Below are 17,155 nucleotides of genomic sequence, written 5' to 3' on the forward strand. Positions count from 1 at the left end.
TTTCCTTCATGGGCCGGTGTCCAGCACCGGCGCAGGCAATGCAGGGGTGGGGCGCCCGTCCCGCGGGGTGGCCGCAGCCGCCCGCAGGGCCGGCGCACGGGCAGCCATCTCGGAAGCCCCTTCGCCCAGCCCGCGCACCACGCACACCGCGGCCGGCCCGCAGGCCGCGAAGCGCGCCACTTCCTGCGGTGTGAGCAGCCCGCCGATCGCCACCACGGGGGCCGGGCTGTGCTCCACCCACCAACGCAGGTTGTGCTCACCCTGGGGGCGCCAGGGCATGTCCTTCGTGGTGGTCGGCATCACCGGGCCGCAGGCGATCAGGCTGGCCCCGCAGCCGGCGGCGCGCGAGAGCTCCCACAGACTGTGTGAACTGAGTCCCAGCATGACGCGGTCGCGCTCGGCCAGCAGCATGGCCTTGTCTGCGGCGCTCAGGGCCAGCAGGTCTTCCTGGCCCAGGTGCAGGCCCAGCCGGAAGCCGGGGGCGGCCGAGACGCGCGGGGGCAGGGCCAGGGCGTCGCGCCAGTGGTCGTTGACGAAGAGCTGTGCGCCGCGCTCTGCGCACAGGCTCAGGCTATGAGCCAGGTGAGCGTCCAGGCCCTCGCGCGCCTTGTGCCGGAGCTGCACCAGCCGCAGGCCGGCATTCAGGGCATGCCCCAGCTCCTGGCTGTCGGGCAGGATGCCGTACAGGCCGTCGCAGGGTGCGCGAAACGGCGCAAACAGCGGGGCAGGGCACGTGCCCGGGGCCGTCTCGCGAACAGGCTGTGCGTGGCTCAGCTGCCAGGGCAGTTCGTCGCCCAGGCCCAGCCACGGCAGGCGGGCGCGTCCCGGGCTCGCAAAGCCGGCGCGGGCCTTCACGGGGCCTGCGCCCTGCCCGGCAACGTGCGAGGCCGCCAGGGCGTCGCGCGTCAGCATGTGGGCCAGCACGATTGCATCGGCTTCGACATGGCCGAGTGCCCATGCGGCCGCCACGCCGGTGGCAAAGGTGCAGCCCGTGCCGTGGTGGTGCGGCGTGTCGATCCGGCGGGCGCACAGCCAGCCGTGGGCCTGTACCGAGGCGAGCCAGTCCAGGCACCAGCCGGGGTGGCTGTCATCCGCTGCATGGGGCGGGGCGTCGCCTCCGGTGATCACCACACTGCGGGCGCCCAGGCCCATGAGCCCGACGGCCAGTGCCGGCAGTTCCTGCCGCGAGCCGGTGTGCCCGCCCTGCTGTTTCAGCAGCCGCCGTGCTTCGGCCCGGTTCGGTGTGACGACCGTGGCCCTCGGCAGCAGCCACTGCCGATAGGCCTCGAGCACGGCCTCGGTGCTGAACGGCACACCGCCTGCCGAGGCGCCGAGCACCGGGTCGACGACCAGGGCCAGTTGCCGATGCGGGTCGGCGCCAGGTGGTGTCTGGGCGCGGAAGTGATCCACCCAGCGCGCCACGGCCTGCACGGCGGCCACGCTGCCCAGCAGCCCGGTCTTGATGACGCGGGGCGGCAGGTCTTCGGCCAGCGCGGCCAGCTGCGCGTGCAGCTGCTCGGGCGGCACGGAAAACAGCGCGGTCACGCCTTGCGAATGCTGCGCCGTCAGCACGGCCGCCACCGGGCACAGGTGCACGCCGAGCGCATCGGCTGCGCGCTGATCGGCGCTCAGGCCGGCACCGCCGGCGGGGTCCAGGCCAGCGATGCTCCAGACGACGGGACGTGCCGCTGCCGTGGGGGTCGAGTCGAGGGTCACAGCAGCACGAAAGGTTGTCCGCCCACGGGCGTGGTGGCGATCGCCACGTCGCTGGTGGCCATCAGCCCGGCGCGGAAGCCGGCGCGGCCCCCTGCCACGGCGTCACGGAAAGCCGCGGCCATGCCCACCGGATCGCGCGATTGCGACACGGCCGAGTTCAACAGCACCGCATCGAACCCGAGCTCCAGGGCAGCGGCCGCGTGCGACGGGGCGCCCAGTCCGGCATCGACGATCAACGTGACACCGGGCAGCCGGGCGCGCAGCGTGCGCAAGGCCCACGGATTGAGCAGGCCGAGGCCCGAGCCGATCGGCGCGGCCCACGGCATCAGCACGCGGCAGCCCGCGTCCACCAGCCGCTGGCCGCTCACCAGGTCGTCGGTGCAGTAGGGCAGCACCTCGAAGCCGTCGGCCACGAGCTGGCGCGCCGCGTCGACCAGCTCGAAGGGGTCGGGCTGCAGGGTCTGTTCGTCGCCCACCACCTCCAGCTTGATCCAGTGCGTGCCGAGCAGCTCGCGCGCCATGTGGGCCAGGGTGATGGCCTCACGGGCGCTGCGACACCCGGCTGTGTTGGGCAGCAGGTGTGCACCACGCGCGCGGGCGGTGTTGCGGATGATCTCCACGAAACCGTTGTCGCCTCCGCCGGGTACGGCCAGCGTGCGCTTGAGGCCCAGCGTGAGCACCTGGCTGCCCGAGGCCACGATGGCGTCCTGCAGGGCCTGCGGTGAGGGGTAACCGGCGGTGCCCAGCAGGAATCGGCTGTGCAGCACCGTGTCGCCGATGCGCCAGGTGTCGTCGGTGTCGGGCGTGGGGTTCGGGGGGAGCATGGTCAGCCTCCGGTGATCGGGGAGAAGCACAGCACGGCATCGCCGTCGGCCAGGACATGTTGGGCGCGCGCACCGCGCGCAACGAAGCCGCCATTGACCGCGGTGGCCACGCTGGCCGGGTCGCGGTCGGTGCCCGCCAGCACACGCTCGACCGCATCGGCCAGCGTGCTGCCTGCCGGCAGTTTCAAAGGGCCAAGGTCGGTGTGGATGGTCAGTTCAGGGTGGCTCATCAAGTGATCCTGTCGGGAGCAAGGGCGTTGTCGTGCATGGGCAGGGGCGGGCATCCCAGCTGCGCGAGGGCATCGTCCACCACCGACGGGGCCAGCAGCCAGCCGTGGCGGTACAGGCCATTGAGCCGGACCAGGCCGTCCCGCACCTGCACCTCGGGGCGGTTGTCCGGCAGGGCAGGGCGCAGGTTGGTGTCGAGCCGCAGGATGCGGGCCTCGGCCAGCGCGGGGACCACGCTGTGCGCGGCGGCCATCAACTCCACGGCGGTGCGCAGCGACATCGGCGAGCGGTCTTCGGTTTCAAGTTCGCTGGCGCCGACCAGCACGCGCTCACCCGGCCGGGGCACGATGTAGACGCGGTGGCGCGGGTGCAGCAGGCGCACCGGCCGTTGCAACCGCAGGCCGGGGGCGTGCAGCCAGACCACCTCGCCACGCACGCCGCGCACAGGCATGGCCGGCCGGGCCCCCGTGCCACGTGCATCGATCACCAGGTCGAAGCGGTGCACGGTGCCGTCCGCCAGGTGCAGGGCACCCGGCTCGACCTGCGCCACCGGCATCCGCCATTGCCATCGCACAGCCGCCGCATCGTCGTGCAGCGCCTGCATCATCGCCACGGTGTCGAGGTGGCCCTCGCCTGGCAGCCACCACGCATGCAGTGGGCCGCTGCTGCCATGCAGGGCGGGCTCGAGTTCGGCCAGCGCCGTGGCGCTGAGCGGCTGCGGCAGAGCTCCCGCCGGTTGCCCGGGCATCGGCTGGTCCAGTCGGGCCAGCACGCGGCGCGCCGCGCCCAGGTCCGGGCCATGGGCCACCATCAGACTGCCCAGCCGGGCCACCTGGGGCGCGGGCTGAACCCGCTGGCCCATCTCGGCGGCCACCGCGGCCCACCGGGGGATGCTGTGCCACCCGCGGCCAGCCACATCGGGTTCGGCTGCATCCAGCTCGGCCAGTGGGCTCAGCATGCCGGCGGCGGTGAAGCCCGCCGCGCCGCGCCCGTCGAATGCGGGCAGAGGGCCGTCGGCCGGATCGAACACGCTCACGTCATGAGCCAGCCGTGACAGGTGCCACGCCAGCAGCCGGCCCAGCACGCCGGCCCCGGCAATGCCGATGCGCTGGCCCGGCGCCAAGGGAGATGAGGACATCGCGAAACCTCGCTGTCAGGCCTGCGGCTTGATCGGGATGTAGAGCTCCCCGCCCACCTGCTTGAACTCCTGGGATTTGGCCGCCATGCCCTGCGCCAGCGCGTCGGTTTCGCCCACACCCTGCGCCGCGGCAAAGTCGCGCACTTCCTGCGTGATCTTCATCGAGCAGAACTTCGGGCCGCACATCGAGCAGAAGTGCGCCACCTTGGCGGCGTCCTTGGGCAGCGTCTCGTCGTGGAAGTCGCGCGCGGTTTCCGGGTCCAGCCCGAGGTTGAACTGGTCCTGCCAGCGGAAGTCGAACCGGGCTTGCGAGAGCGCGTCATCTCGCGCCCGCGCGCCGGGGTGGCCCTTGGCCACGTCGGCCGCATGCGCTGCGATCTTGTAGGCGATCAGGCCCTGCTTCACGTCGTCGCGGTTGGGCAGGCCCAGGTGCTCCTTCGGCGTCACGTAGCACAGCATGGCCGTGCCCATCCAGCCGATCATCGCCGCACCGATGGCCGAGGCGATGTGGTCGTAGCCCGGCGCGATGTCGATGGTCAGCGGGCCCAGCGTGTAGAAGGGCGCCTCGGCGCAGTGCTTGAGCTGCTCATCCATGTTGGCCTGAATCATGTGCATCGGCACATGGCCCGGGCCTTCGATGATGGTCTGCACATCGTGCTTCCACGCGATCTGCGTCAGCTCGCCCAGAGTCTGCAATTCGGCGAACTGCGCCTCGTCGTTGGCATCGCTCAGGCAACCGGGGCGCAGGCCATCGCCCAGCGAGAAGGTCACGTCGTACGCCTTCATGATCTCGCAGATCTCTTCGAAGCGCGTGTAGAGGAAGTTCTCTTTGTGATGGGCAATGCACCACTTGGCCAGGATCGAGCCCCCGCGCGACACGATGCCGGTGCGGCGCTTGGCCGTCATCGGGATGTGGTGCAGGCGCAGGCCCGCGTGGATGGTGAAGTAGTCCACGCCCTGCTCGGCCTGCTCAATCAGCGTGTCACGGAAGATCTCCCAGGTCAGGTCCTCGGCCACGCCGCCCACCTTCTCCAGCGCCTGGTAGATGGGCACGGTTCCGATGGGCACGGGGCTGTTGCGCACGATCCAGTCGCGCGTGGTGTGGATGTGCTTGCCGGTCGACAGGTCCATCACGGTGTCGCCGCCCCAGCGGATCGACCACACCAGCTTCTCCACCTCCTCCTCAATCGACGACGTCACAGCGCTGTTGCCGATGTTCGCGTTGATCTTCACCAGGAAGTTGCGGCCGATGATCATCGGCTCCAGCTCGGTGTGGTTGATGTTGGCGGGGATCACGGCGCGGCCGCGGGCCACCTCGTCGCGCACGAACTCGGGCGTGATCTCGCGCGGGATCATGGCGCCCATCGGGTTGCCGCGCAGGCGGGCTTCGCGCTCCGCGTCGGCGCCGTACTTCGCTCGCCAGTCTTCGGCCAGATCCAGGCGGCGCTGGTTCTCGCGCAGCGCCACGAACTCCATCTCGGGCGTGATGATGCCGCGGCGCGCATAGTGCATCTGCGACACGTTGTGGCCGGCCTTGGCTCGTCGTGGCTGGCGCTGCAGACCCGCGGCGGCCTCGCGCAGGGCGGCCATGCGGGCATCGTGGCGCTCGCCGGGCATCAGGCCATCGTCCATGGCCTGGACGCTGCGGCCAGCATACAACTCGGTGTCCCCTCGGGCCACCACGGCGGCCTCACGCACGGGCGGCAGGCCCTTCGTCACGTCGATGGCCACGGCCGGGTCGGTGTAGGGGCCGGAGCAGTCGTACAGCGTGACTGCTTCGCCATTGGTAAGCGAGACCTCACGCATGGGCACCCGCACGCCCGGGTGGTTCCCTTCCACGTAGACCTTGCGGGACGCAGGCAAGGGCTCACGCGTCAGGCGGGTGAGCTCGTTCAGGGTGTCGAGGGCGACGGCGGGATCGGGGGCGTTCATGGGCAGCTCCTGGAGGCAGGTGTGATGACACGTGCTCCGAGGGCGCCCGACAGGCCACGCAAGGAGGGAGGACGAGGGCCATGCGTGGTCTTCAGCCTGGCGGCGCGCGGCCGTTGTCTGAAGCCGTGCTCGCCCAGGTCGCCATGCGGCCTCGACAGGACAGCTCTTCTTTCGCCGGTATGAACCGGATCAAGTTCAGCGGGTTCGGTAATCCATCTCAGCGCCGCATGCGGATTTCACATGTGGCACACCCCGGAGCAAGCCGCAGTGTAGCGCGCTGCCGGGCAAGTGGACAAGGGGCGTCAGGGGCGGACGCGTGCCTCGAAGGGCTGGCCGATCGGCATGGTCGGCAGGCGGTCGGCCGTGTGCGCAGTGCCCAGGCGCACCGGGGCGGGCCATGATGACAGCGTGGCGCGTGCGACGGGTCGGCTGTCGGCCGGAGCCTGGGCCTGCTGTGCCTGAGGCTGACCAGAGAGCGGCGCGGTGCGCGTGCCGTCGTTTCCGACCAGACTGAGCACGACCGCAAGCGGGGCGATGGCGTACAGCGTTTTCATGACGGGGCCTGGGTGCCTGGGTTTGTGTTGTTGCAGCCCAGTTTAGGCAGCGGCGCGCCCCGCCACATCCCCCGGCACAGGGGGACTCCCTAGTGCGGGGGGGATGGCGGGCGTGGATGCACGCGCACCACACGGTGGTCTCGTGCGGGAGGCGAGCTGTCGCCACCGCACTGACCGCAGCCGCTGCCGCACGACGTGGCAGGCGAGCCACAGTCTTGTCCCTTCTGGCGTGTGGCCGAACGCCAGCGCGCAGGCCACCAGCGCCGCAGCAGCCACGCGAGGGCGGCCAGACCGATCAGAAGGGTGAGTGCGTCCTGCAGCATGCCGATGTCGACCTTACTGGAGCCACCATCCGGCCACCCGGTAGACGATGAAGCACGCCACATAGGCGAGCGTGAACAGGTAGCCCGCCATCATCAGCGGCACCTTCCAGCCGTTGGTCTCGCGGCGCACCACCATCAGCGTCGGCAGGCACTGGGGCGCATACACATACCAGGTCAGCAGCGACAGCGCGGTGGGCAGGCTCCAGGTCTGGCTCAGCAGCCCGGCCAGCGCGCCCGAGAGCTCGTCGCCGCTCTGAGACAGGCTGTAGACCGTGCCCAGCGCGGCCACCGCGACTTCGCGGGCGGCCATGCCGGGCACCAGCGCAATGCAGATCTGCCAGGTGAAGCCGATGGGCGCGAAGACCACTTCCAGCGCGCGGCCCATCATGCCGGCAATGCTGTACTGGATGGCGGGGCCGGTGGCGCCGTCGGGCGGCGCGGGAAAGTTCGACAGGAACCACAGCATCACCATCAACGACAGGATGGTGGTGCCCACGCGGCGTACGAAGGTGCTGGCGCGCTCCCACAGGCCCAGCAGCAGGTCGCGCCAGTGGGGCCAGTGGTAGTCGGGCAGTTCCATCAACAGCGGCTGGCTGGCGCCCTGCTTGAGCACACGTTTGAGCACCAGGGCCACCACCATGGCCGAGCCGATGCCGGCCATGTACAGGCCGAACAGCACCAGGCCCTGCAGGTTGAAGATGCCCCCCACGGTGCGCTCGGGCACGAACGCGGCAATCAACAGCGCGTACACGGGCAGGCGCGCGGAGCAGGTCATCAGCGGGGCGATGAGGATGGTCACCAGTCGGTCGCGCGGCTGTCCGATGGTGCGGGTCGCCATGATGCCGGGGATGGCGCAGGCAAAGCTGGACAGAAGCGGGATGAAGGCCCGGCCCGACAGCCCGACGCTGCCCATGATGCGGTCGAGCAGGAAGGCGGCGCGTGGCAGGTAGCCTGAATCTTCCAGCGCCAGGATGAAGGCGAACAGGATGACGATCTGCGGGAGAAAGACGAGCACCCCGCCGGCGCCGGCAATGATGCCGTCGACCAGCAGGCTGCGCAGCATGCCGTCGGCCATGCGGGCCTGCACCTGCTCGCCGATCCACGACACGCCGCCGTCGATCAGGTCCATGGGCGTGGCCGCCCAGGTGAACACCGCCTGAAAGACGAGGAACATCAGCACCGCAAGGATGACCGGGCCAAGCAGCGGGTGCAGCACGTAACGGTCGAGCGTGGTGGTGAAGTGCGAGGCGTGCGGCGGCGTATGCACACAATCGGCCAGCAGTTGCCCGACGCGCCGGTGGGTCTGTTCGACCGGGGTGTCGGCGATGCGGGCGACAGGACGTGGCTCGGCAGGCGGGGGCAGGCCCGCCCAGTCCAGTGCGTCCAGTTGCGCCAGCAGGGCCTGTTCGCCCCCGGCCCGCACGGCCACCGCTTCCACCACCGGGATGCCGAGGGCCTGCTGCAGTCGGTCGGTGTCGATCCGGATGCCGCGGCGCGCGGCCTCGTCCATCATGTTGATCACCAGCACCATGGGCACGCCCAGCGTCTGGAGTTCGAGCACCATGCGCAGGTTCAGGCGCAGGTTGGTGGCGTCGACCACGCACACCAGGCCCACCGGAGCCGATTCGCCTTCGCGCATGCCTGCGATCACGTCGCGGGTGATGGCCTCGTCGGGTGTGGCGGCCAGCAGGCTGTAGGCGCCGGGCAGGTCGAGCAGGCGCCACGGCTGGCCCTGGGGCGAGATGAACTGGCCTTCCTTGCGCTCGACCGTCACGCCGGCGTAGTTGCCGACCTTCTGGCGCGCGCCGGTGAGGCGGTTGAACAGCGCGGTCTTGCCGCAGTTGGGGTTGCCGACCAGGGCGATGAGCGGGGTCGGGGACGCGGTGGGGGCCGCTGCCGCCATGAATGAAGCTCCTGCGTACTGCGCGCTGAGGGGATCGGTGAGGGCGCCCCGTCAGGCGGGCACGACCTCGATGAGGGAGGATTCGAGGCGGCGCATGGCGAAGGTGCTGGTGCCCACGCGCACCGCCAGCGGGCCGCGTCCGGCAAAGACGCGGCGCAGGACCTGCACCCGTTCTCCCGGCACGAAACCCAGTTCCATGAGCCGACGCTTGAGGGCGCCCCCGTCGTGCCGAGCACAGTGCACCTCGCGGATGGTGGCCACCGTGCGGACCGGCAACTGGTCCAGCGTGAGGCCCGTGTCGGGGTGCGCCGACGGGGCAGGCATGCGGCCGAGGTGGGGGGCGTGGGCGACGGTCATGGTGCATTCTAGGTTCAAATGCGAACCATTCGCAATTCACGGGGCTTGATCCGCATCAGGCTGGGCCGCTGTTGTCCGACCCGCTCACGTCGGGGGCGAGCCGCCGCCCCCGGGAGCACACCCCTGCGAGGGGCAATTGCTCATCCACCGCTTGCAGACCAATTTGCATGTCCTTGATTTTGAAGGACTTTTTTTTCGTCTCGGCGTCCGAAAAACACGCGTAAGTCTTTGATTTCATTGGCATTTTTTTTGTTTCATCCCTTGTTCCAGGGGTGTGGATCGAGTAAAGTGGGATGAAGTGCACTTTTGTGGGGTTTTGTGGTGAATGTGGTCTTTCAGGGGGCTTCAGCGTTGTCGCTGGACGCGAAGGGGCGGATGGCCGTCCCTGCGCGCCATCGTGACGCCCTGTCCGCCCTGTGCAGCGGCCAGCTCACCATCACGAAGAACCCGGATGGCTGCCTGATGGTCTTTCCGCGCCCGGCGTGGGAGGCCTTCCGCGACAAGGTCGCTGCGCTGCCCATGTCGGCGGCCGGCTGGAAGCGGATCTTTCTGGGCAACGCCATGGACGTCGAGGTCGACAGCGCCGCGCGCGTGCTGATCTCGCCCGAGTTGCGTGCCGCCGCTGGCATCACCAAGGACGTGATGCTGCTGGGCATGGGCAGCCACTTCGAGCTGTGGGATGCGGACCGCTACGCCGCGCACGAAGCCGAGGTCATGGCCCAGCCCATGCCCGATGCGCTCCAGGACTTCACCTTCTGACCGCCACCATGACCACGGGGAGCGCCACCTGGACGCACCGCACCGTGCTGCTGCACGAGGCGGTTGAAGGCCTTTGGGATGCAGAGAGCGGCCCGCAGCCGCAGGGCGTCTATGTGGATGCCACCTTCGGCCGCGGCGGGCATTCGCGTCTGCTGCTGTCGAAGCTCGGCCCGCAGGCCCGCCTGCTGGCGCTCGACCGTGACCTGGACGCCATCGCCCACGCCACCCAGGGCCCGGATGCGATCACCGACCCCCGTTTCACCATCGTGCACGCGCCGTTCTCGTCGTGGGCCGAGGTGGTGGCGCAGCAGGGCTTCGGCCCGGTGGCCGGCCTGCTGATGGACATCGGCGTGTCGTCGCCGCAGATCGACAACCCCGCGCGCGGGTTCAGCTTCCGCTTCGATGCGCCGCTGGACATGCGCATGGACACCACGCAGGGCGAGAGCGCCGCCGATTACCTGGCGCGCGCCGCCTTCGAGGAGCTGGCCGATGTCATCCGCACCTATGGAGAAGAACGGTTTGCTGGGCCCATTGCAAAGGCGCTTGTCGCTCGCCGCGAAGCGGGACAGCCTGTGCGCACCACCGGCGAGCTGCAGGCGGTCGTGGCTCGTGCGGTCAAGACCCGTGAACCCGGGCAGGATCCCGCCACACGCACCTTCCAGGCTCTTCGGATTCACGTCAACCGAGAGCTGGGCGAGCTGGAAGACGCTCTGGAGTCGAGCCTGAGGATGCTGGCCCCTGGCGGCCACCTGGCGGTGATCAGCTTCCACTCGCTGGAAGACCGCATCGTCAAGACCTTCATCGCGCGCCACAGCCGCGAAGAAGTCGACCGCCGCGTGCCGTTTGCGCAGCCGCGCCCGCTGTTGCTGGAATCGCTGGGCCGCATCAAGCCGTCCGAGGCCGAGGTGGCGGCCAACCCGCGCGCCCGATCTGCCGTGCTGCGCGTGGCTCGTCGCACCGATGTACCCTGGTCGTCCGAGCTGGTCGCTGCGGCCGGTGGGCCGGGTGCGAAGCCAGCGGGCAAGGCCAGCCGGGGTGGCCCGAAAGGGGGCCGCCGGTGATGGTGCGCCTCAACATCGTGCTGGCTGTCCTGCTGCTGGCCAGCTGTGTGTGGCTGATCCGGTCGAGCAACGATGCGCGCCGCCTGTTTGCCGACCTGGAGAAGGCCAAGGCGCAGTCGCACGAACTGCAGATCGACTACGAGCGCCTGCAGCTAGACAAACGCGCCCAGGCCACGCCGCTGCGCGTTGAAAAGCTCGCGCGCGAGAAGCTGAAGATGTTCAACAACAACCCGGCGGTGACGCACTACGTCGCCACTGGGGCGTCGGCCGCATCGGGGGCGCAGCCATGAGCCGCGTGCGTGACCTGCTGCGTCGGCTGGTGGGGCGGCCCCGTCGTCAGGGTGCGGCGGGCATGCCGACCGTCCGCTATGCGACCAGCCCGCTGCTGGCGTCGCGCACGCCGCCATGGCGGGTCAAGTTCCTGATCGGTGGCATCGGGCTCGGCTTTGCCGTGCTGATCGGCCGAGCCGCCTGGATCCAGATCATCCACAACGATTTCTACCTGCAGCAGGGCGCGAGCCGCTACGAGCGCCGCATTGCCCTGCCGGCCAGCCGCGGGCGCATCGTCGATCGCCATGGTGAGCTGCTCGCGTCCAGCGTGCCCTCGCCGTCGCTGTGGGCCATTCCCAAGGATCTGGTGGCATCTCCCGAGGAGCTGCAGTCGCTGGCCAGGCTGATCGACATGCGGCCCCAGGACCTCAAGAAGCGCCTGGCGTCCAACCCGAACTTCGTCTGGCTGCGCCGGCAGGTGCCCGACGAGGTGGCGCAGAAGGTCGCCGCGCTCAAGATCAAGGGTGTGCACGAGCTGCGTGAGTCCCGTCGACAATATCCCGAGGGCGAATCCGCGGCTCACATCGTCGGATTCACCAACATCGAGGACCAGGGCCAGGAAGGCATCGAGCTCGCCTATCAGAAGCAACTGGCCGGCCGTGATGGCGCTCGCCATGTGCTGAAGGACCGGTTGGGCCGCGTGGTCGAATCGGTGGGCGACCTCGTGCCTGCGGAGGACGGCCAGCCCGTGCAGCTGTCCATCGACGCCAAGATCCAGTTCTACGCCTACCAGCGCATTCGCGATGCCGTCGCCCAGCACAAGGCCAAGGCGGGCAGCGTGGTGGTGCTGGATGCCGTGACGGGGGAGGTGCTGGCGCTGGCCAACGTGCCCAGCTACACGCCCGAAGACCGCCGCAACCTGACGGGCGCGCAGTTGCGCAACCGTGCGCTGACCGACACCTTCGAGCCGGGCTCGACCATGAAGCCGCTGATTGCGGCGCTGGCCATCGAGACCCGCCGTGTGCGCCCCGAAACCATCATCGCCACGGCGCCCGGCCGCATGACGATCGACGGCTCGACGATCTCTGACTCGCACGCGCATGGCGACCTGACGGTGGCCGAAGTCATCCAGAAGTCCAGCAACGTGGGCACGGCCAAGATGGCACTGCAGATGCAGCCGCGCGAGATGTGGGAGTTGTACTCGGCCGTGGGCCTGGGGCAGAAGCCGCAAATCGGCTTCCCGGGTGTGGTCACCGGACGCCTGCGCCCGCACAAGAGCTGGCGTCGCATCGAGCAGGTCACCATGAGCTACGGCTACGGCCTGTCGGCCAGCCTGTTTCAGCTGGCGCAGGCCTACACCATCTTCGCAACCGATGGTGAGCTGATCCCCATGACGCTGCTCAAGCGCGATGGACCGGATGCGCCACCGCGCAAGCTGGCAGAGCAGGGCGGGCCCCCGACCCTGGCCTTCAAAACGGCCTTCAAGCCGGGCGACCGAGAGGGCGATCCGGTTGCCCGGCCGGCCGATGCCGAGCCCATCCCCGTGCGCGGTCAGCGCGTGATCTCGCCCGCCACTGCGCGGGCGGTTCGCCAGATGCTGCAGCTGGCGACGGGCCCGGGCGGCACGGCGCCCAAGGCCCAGACCATGGGCTACAGCGTCGGCGGCAAGACCGGCACGGCGCACAAGCAGGAAGGCAAGGGCTACTCGGGCAACAAGTACCGCTCGTGGTTTGTCGGCATTGCGCCGATCAGCAAGCCGCGCATCGTGGTGGCCGTGATGGTCGACGAGCCGAGCGCCGGCGTCTACTTCGGTGGCTTGGTGGCCGCGCCTGTTTTCAGCCAGGTGGTTCAGCAGACGCTGCACCGGCTGGGCGTGATGCCCGACCAGCACGTCGAGCCGCAGATCATTTCGGCGCAGCCCGCCGAGCAGGAGAGCTTCTGATGGCGGCGAGCCTGCACACCCTTCACACCACCGCCGAGGCCCTGGCCTGGCTGCGCCAGCAGGGCGTGGCCGAACTCACCGTGGACAGCCGCAAGGTGGGCGCCATGGCCGCGCAGGGCGTGGGCTTCATCGCCTGGCCGGGCGCCGCACGCGATGGCCGCAGCTTCGTGGCGCAGGCGCTGGCCGATGGCGCGCGTGCCTGCCTGGTCGAGGCCGACGGGGCCGAGGCCTTCGGCTTTGACGATGCCCGCGTGGCCGCCGTGCCGGGCCTGAAGGCCCGCAGCGCCGAGATCGCGCATGGCTTCTATGGCGAGCCCAGCGCCCGCCTGCAGGTGGTGGCCGTCACGGGCACCAATGGCAAGACCTCGACCTCATGGTGGACGGCGCAGGCGCTGGCCGCGCTCGGTCGCGGCTGCGGCGTCATCGGCACGCTGGGCGTGGGCCAGCCGGGTGGCGCTGGCTTCACGCCCACCGGCCTCACCACGCCCGACCCGGTCACGCTGCATGCCACCTTCCGCGCCTTCGCGGAAGCCGGTCTGCAGGCCGCCGCCATCGAGGCCTCGTCCATCGGCATCGAAGAGCTGCGCCTGCATGCCACCCACATCGCGGTGGCCCAGTTCACCAACTTCACGCAGGACCACCTGGACTACCACGGCAGCATGGCCGCCTATTGGCAGGCCAAGCGCGCCCTGTTCGACTGGCCCGGGCTGCAGGCCGCCGTGGTCAACCTCGACGACCCGATGGGCGCCGGCCTGTGCGCCCACGCGCGCTCCCGGGGGCTGGCGGTGTGGTCGTACGGCGTCGACACGCCGGCACGGCTGCAGGCACAGCAGGTGCGCCACGAAGCCATGGGCATCGCCTTCACGCTGGTGGAGCACACCGACAGCGGCTTGGCCGAGTTGAGTCGCATCGACCTGCAGGCGCCGGTGATCGGGCGCTTCAATGTGTCGAACCTGCTGGCGGTGGTCGGCGCGCTGCGCGCCCTGGGCGTGCCGCTGGCCGACGCCGCTGCCGCTTGCCGTGCGCTGCATGCCGTGCCCGGGCGCATGGACCTGGTGGCCGTGCCGCCCGCGCTGGCTGCCACCCTGCCGCTGGCCGTGGTCGACTATGCCCACACACCCGATGCGCTGGAGAAGGCGTTGCAGGCCCTGCGCCCCGTGGCCGAGGCCCGCGGGGGGCGCCTGTGGTGCGTGTTCGGCTGCGGTGGCAACCGCGATCCGATCAAGCGCCCGCTGATGGGGGGCATCGCCGACCAGCTGGCCGACCACGTGGTGTTGACCAGCGACAACCCGCGCCATGAAGACCCGCATGCCATCCTGGCGCAGGTGCGTGCCGGCGTGCACGGGCGCGCGCGGCTGGCCGTCGTCGCCGACCGCCGCGAAGCGATTGCCGAAGCCCTGGCCGACGCCGAGCCGCACGATGTCGTGCTGATCGCCGGCAAGGGCCACGAGGACTACCAGGAGATCGCGGGCGTGCGCACGCCGTTCTCCGATGTGGAAGAAGCCCGAGCCGCCCTCGCGCAGCGGGCCAACCAGGCTGCCACGGGAGGCGCCGCATGAACCGCACACCGATGATGACCCTCGGCCTGGCGCACGCGCTGCTGCCGGGCTCGGTCCTGCACGGCGATCCGGCCACGCCGATCGCCCGCGTGCACACCGACACCCGCACCCTGCAGGCCGGCGATCTGTTCGTGGCCCTGCGCGGTGAGCGCTTCGATGCCCACGACTTCCTGCCCCAGGCGGCGGCCTCGGGTGCGGTCGCCGTGCTGGCCCAGCGCGGGGTTGACACCTGCGGCCTGCCGGGCCTGACCGTGCCGGACACGCGCGCGGCACTCGGCTGGCTGGCCTCCGGCTGGCGCGCCCGCTTCGACATTCCGCTGATCGGCGTGACCGGCAGCAATGGCAAGACCACCGTCACGCAGATGGTGGCCGCCATCCTGCGCGCGTGGATGCAGGATGTGGCCGGCACGCCCGAGGCCGCGCTCGCCACACAGGGCAACTTCAACAACGACATCGGCGTGCCGCTGACTCTGCTGCGCCTGCGCGAAGGCGTGCACCGCTGCGCCGTGGTCGAGCTGGGCATGAACCATCCCGGCGAAATCGCCCAGCTGAGTGCCATGGCCGCTCCCACCGTGGGCCTGGTGAACAACGCCCAGCGCGAGCACCAGGAGTTCATGCACACCGTGGAAGCCGTGGCGCGCGAGAACGGTGCCGTGCTGCAGTCGTTGTCGCGCAGCGGCGTGGCCGTGTTCCCCGCGGACGATGAGCACACCGCGATCTGGCGCGAGCTGGCACAGGGGTGCCCCAAGCTTGAATTCGCCACCCATGGCGTGGCGGCCGTCACCGGCCATGCACACTGGGTCAGCGACGACCATCCCCATTGGGCCTTGACCCTGCGCACCCCGCAGGGCGAGGCCCCGCTGGCCCTGCACATGGCCGGCGCCCACAACGTCCGCAACGCGCTGGCGGCCACCGCCGCGGCGCTGGGTGCGGGCGTGCCGCTGGCTGCCATCGTGGCCGGCCTCACCGCGTTCGAGCCCGTCAAGGGCCGTTCTCAGCTCAAGCGTGTGGCCTTTGCCGGTCGCACCCTCACGCTGGTGGACGACAGCTACAACGCCAACCCCGACTCCGTGCGCGCGGCCATCGACATGCTCGCCGGCCTGCCCGGCCCGCACTGGCTGGTGCTGGGCGACATGGGCGAGGTCGGCGACCAGGGGCCGGCCTTCCACGCAGAAGTGGGGGCGTATGCCCGCGAACGCGGCATCGACCATGTCTGGACAGCCGGCACGCTGTGCGCCCATGCGGCGCAGGCGGTCGGTGCGTCTGCCCGTCATTTCGCCAGTGCCGCCGACATCGTCGCCGCGCTGGCCAGCCCGCAGGCCGCGCCCGATGCGGCTTCCGTGCTTGTCAAAGGTTCTCGCTTCATGAAGATGGAACAAGTCGTCACCTGCCTGTCCGGAGGTGCCCATGCTGCTTAGTCTGGCCCTGTGGCTGCAGAGCCTGAATCCCGACTGGGGCTTTCTGCGCGTCTTCCAGTACCTGACCTTCCGGGCCGTGATGGCCGCCATGACGGCGCTGCTGATCGGCCTGGTGCTGGGCCCCTTCGTCATCCGCAAGCTCACCGAGCTCAAGATCGGCCAGCCCATCCGCGAGTACGGCGTGCAGGCCCACCTCGCCAAGCGCGGCACACCCACCATGGGCGGCGCGCTCATCCTGCTGTCGCTGGGCATCTCGACGATGCTGTGGTTCGACTGGGCCAACCGTTTCGTCTGGATCGTGATGATCGTGACGCTGGGCTTCGGCGCCATCGGCTGGGTCGATGACTGGCGCAAGGTGGTGCTGAAAGACCCCGAAGGCATGCCCTCGGGCCAGAAGTACTTCTGGCAGTCCATCATCGGCCTGATCGCGGCGCTGTACCTCGCGTTCAACGTGTCCGAGGTCAACACGCTGCGCGTGATCCAGCTCTTCATCGACTGGGTGGCCTCCGGCTTCTCGGCCGACCTGCCGCCCAAGGCCGACCTGATCGTGCCCTTCTTCAAGACGGTCAGCTACCCGCTGGGCGTCTGGGGCTTCATCGTGCTGACCTACATCGTCATCGTGGGCACCAGCAACGCGGTGAACCTGACCGACGGCCTGGACGGCCTGGCCATCATGCCGGTGGTGATGGTGTCGGCGGCGCTCGGCATCTTTGCCTACGTCACCGGCAACGCCGTGTTCGCCAAGTACCTGCTGCTGCCGCACATCCCCGGTGCGGGCGAGCTGCTGATCTTCTGCGCCGCCATGTCGGGCGCGGGCCTGGCCTTCCTGTGGTTCAACGCCTACCCGGCCCAGGTCTTCATGGGCGACGTGGGCGCGCTGGCGCTGGGCGGCGCGTTGGGCACCATCGCGGTCATCGTGCGGCAGGAAATCGTGCTGGCCTTCATGGGTGGGGTGTTCGTGCTGGAAGCCCTGTCCGTCATGGTGCAGGTGAGCTACTTCAAGTACACGAAGAAGAAGTACGGCGAAGGCCGCCGAATTCTGCTGATGGCGCCGCTGCACCACCACTTTGAGAAGTCGGGCTGGAAGGAAACGCAGGTCGTGGTCCGCTTCTGGATCATCACGATGCTGCTTTGCCTGCTGGGCCTGTCGTCGCTGAAGCTGCGCTGAACG

At 69.8% G+C, this 17,155-nt stretch carries 14 protein-coding genes, 1 pseudogene and 1 riboswitch; of the genes and pseudogenes, 7 read left to right on the forward strand and 8 right to left on the reverse strand.

Features of this window, described 5'->3' with window-relative positions:
- Window positions 1-6 precede the first annotated feature (6 nt).
- From Q0Z44_RS01245 to Q0Z44_RS01280, 8 genes are all read right to left on the reverse strand, one after another.
- A complete protein-coding gene (locus Q0Z44_RS01245) occupies window positions 7-1,716 on the reverse strand; it encodes a bifunctional hydroxymethylpyrimidine kinase/phosphomethylpyrimidine kinase (protein WP_298009022.1) in 1,710 nt (569 codons plus the stop codon).
- Window positions 1,713-2,540, reverse strand: a complete 828-nt coding sequence (locus Q0Z44_RS01250; protein WP_298009026.1) for a thiazole synthase — start codon at window positions 2,538-2,540, stop codon at window positions 1,713-1,715. The genes Q0Z44_RS01245 and Q0Z44_RS01250 overlap by 4 nt, the downstream gene beginning before the upstream one ends.
- Before the next feature lie 2 nt (window positions 2,541-2,542).
- Complete coding sequence (locus tag Q0Z44_RS01255) at window positions 2,543-2,770, reverse strand: MoaD/ThiS family protein (RefSeq protein ID WP_298009029.1); 228 nt, start codon at window positions 2,768-2,770, stop codon at window positions 2,543-2,545.
- Entirely contained in the window at window positions 2,770-3,906 is a 1,137-nt protein-coding gene (locus Q0Z44_RS01260; protein ID WP_298009032.1) for an FAD-dependent oxidoreductase, read from the reverse strand. Before Q0Z44_RS01260 ends, Q0Z44_RS01255 begins: the two co-directional genes overlap by 1 nt.
- Before the next feature lie 15 nt (window positions 3,907-3,921).
- Window positions 3,922-5,838: a phosphomethylpyrimidine synthase ThiC gene (gene thiC, locus Q0Z44_RS01265; RefSeq protein WP_298009035.1), complete on the reverse strand. Its 1,917-nt coding sequence runs from the start codon at window positions 5,836-5,838 to the stop codon at window positions 3,922-3,924.
- 149 nt (window positions 5,839-5,987) lie between these two features.
- Window positions 5,988-6,103: riboswitch (TPP riboswitch) on the reverse strand.
- A gap of 37 nt (window positions 6,104-6,140) precedes the next feature.
- Entirely contained in the window at window positions 6,141-6,392 is a 252-nt protein-coding gene (locus Q0Z44_RS01270; protein ID WP_298009038.1) for a hypothetical protein, read from the reverse strand.
- 336 nt (window positions 6,393-6,728) lie between these two features.
- Window positions 6,729-8,618, reverse strand: a complete 1,890-nt coding sequence (locus tag Q0Z44_RS01275) for a ferrous iron transporter B (RefSeq protein WP_298009042.1) — start codon at window positions 8,616-8,618, stop codon at window positions 6,729-6,731.
- Between the two features lie 51 nt (window positions 8,619-8,669).
- A complete protein-coding gene (locus tag Q0Z44_RS01280; RefSeq protein WP_298009045.1) occupies window positions 8,670-8,975 on the reverse strand; it encodes a FeoA family protein in 306 nt (101 codons plus the stop codon).
- A 318-nt stretch (window positions 8,976-9,293) separates the two neighbouring features.
- On the opposite strand from Q0Z44_RS01280, the gene mraZ reads away from it, so the two are divergent.
- The 7 genes and pseudogenes from mraZ to mraY all read left to right on the forward strand — a co-directional run bounded on the left by mraZ (window position 9,294) and on the right by mraY (window position 17,152).
- Window positions 9,294-9,734 (forward strand): division/cell wall cluster transcriptional repressor MraZ, encoded by a 441-nt coding sequence (gene mraZ / locus Q0Z44_RS01285; RefSeq protein WP_109038432.1) that lies wholly within the window; start codon window positions 9,294-9,296, stop codon window positions 9,732-9,734.
- A gap of 8 nt (window positions 9,735-9,742) precedes the next feature.
- Window positions 9,743-10,702: pseudogene (gene rsmH, locus Q0Z44_RS01290) on the forward strand (16S rRNA (cytosine(1402)-N(4))-methyltransferase RsmH); the annotation flags it as partial.
- Window positions 10,703-10,794: 92 nt separating this feature from the next.
- Window positions 10,795-11,085, forward strand: a complete 291-nt coding sequence (gene ftsL, locus Q0Z44_RS01295; RefSeq protein WP_298009048.1) for a cell division protein FtsL — start codon at window positions 10,795-10,797, stop codon at window positions 11,083-11,085.
- Window positions 11,082-13,007 (forward strand): penicillin-binding protein 2, encoded by a 1,926-nt coding sequence (locus Q0Z44_RS01300; RefSeq protein WP_298009051.1) that lies wholly within the window; start codon window positions 11,082-11,084, stop codon window positions 13,005-13,007. The genes ftsL and Q0Z44_RS01300 overlap by 4 nt, the downstream gene beginning before the upstream one ends.
- Window positions 13,007-14,566 carry a UDP-N-acetylmuramoyl-L-alanyl-D-glutamate--2,6-diaminopimelate ligase gene (locus Q0Z44_RS01305; RefSeq protein ID WP_298009054.1) on the forward strand — a complete coding sequence of 520 codons (1,560 nt, stop codon included), beginning with the start codon at window positions 13,007-13,009 and terminating at the stop codon, window positions 14,564-14,566. The genes Q0Z44_RS01300 and Q0Z44_RS01305 overlap by 1 nt, the downstream gene beginning before the upstream one ends.
- Window positions 14,563-15,984, forward strand: coding sequence for a UDP-N-acetylmuramoyl-tripeptide--D-alanyl-D-alanine ligase (gene murF / locus Q0Z44_RS01310; protein WP_298009057.1), 1,422 nt, complete (start codon window positions 14,563-14,565; stop codon window positions 15,982-15,984). Before Q0Z44_RS01305 ends, murF begins: the two co-directional genes overlap by 4 nt.
- The gene (gene mraY / locus Q0Z44_RS01315; protein ID WP_298009060.1) at window positions 15,974-17,152 is read left to right on the forward strand and encodes a phospho-N-acetylmuramoyl-pentapeptide-transferase; all 1,179 of its coding nucleotides are present in this window, start codon (window positions 15,974-15,976) and stop codon (window positions 17,150-17,152) included. The genes murF and mraY overlap by 11 nt, the downstream gene beginning before the upstream one ends.
- Window positions 17,153-17,155: the final 3 nt, after the last annotated feature.

The organism is uncultured Aquabacterium sp., assembly GCF_947366995.1.
Classification (GTDB): Bacteria; Pseudomonadota; Gammaproteobacteria; order Burkholderiales; family Burkholderiaceae_C; genus Aquabacterium.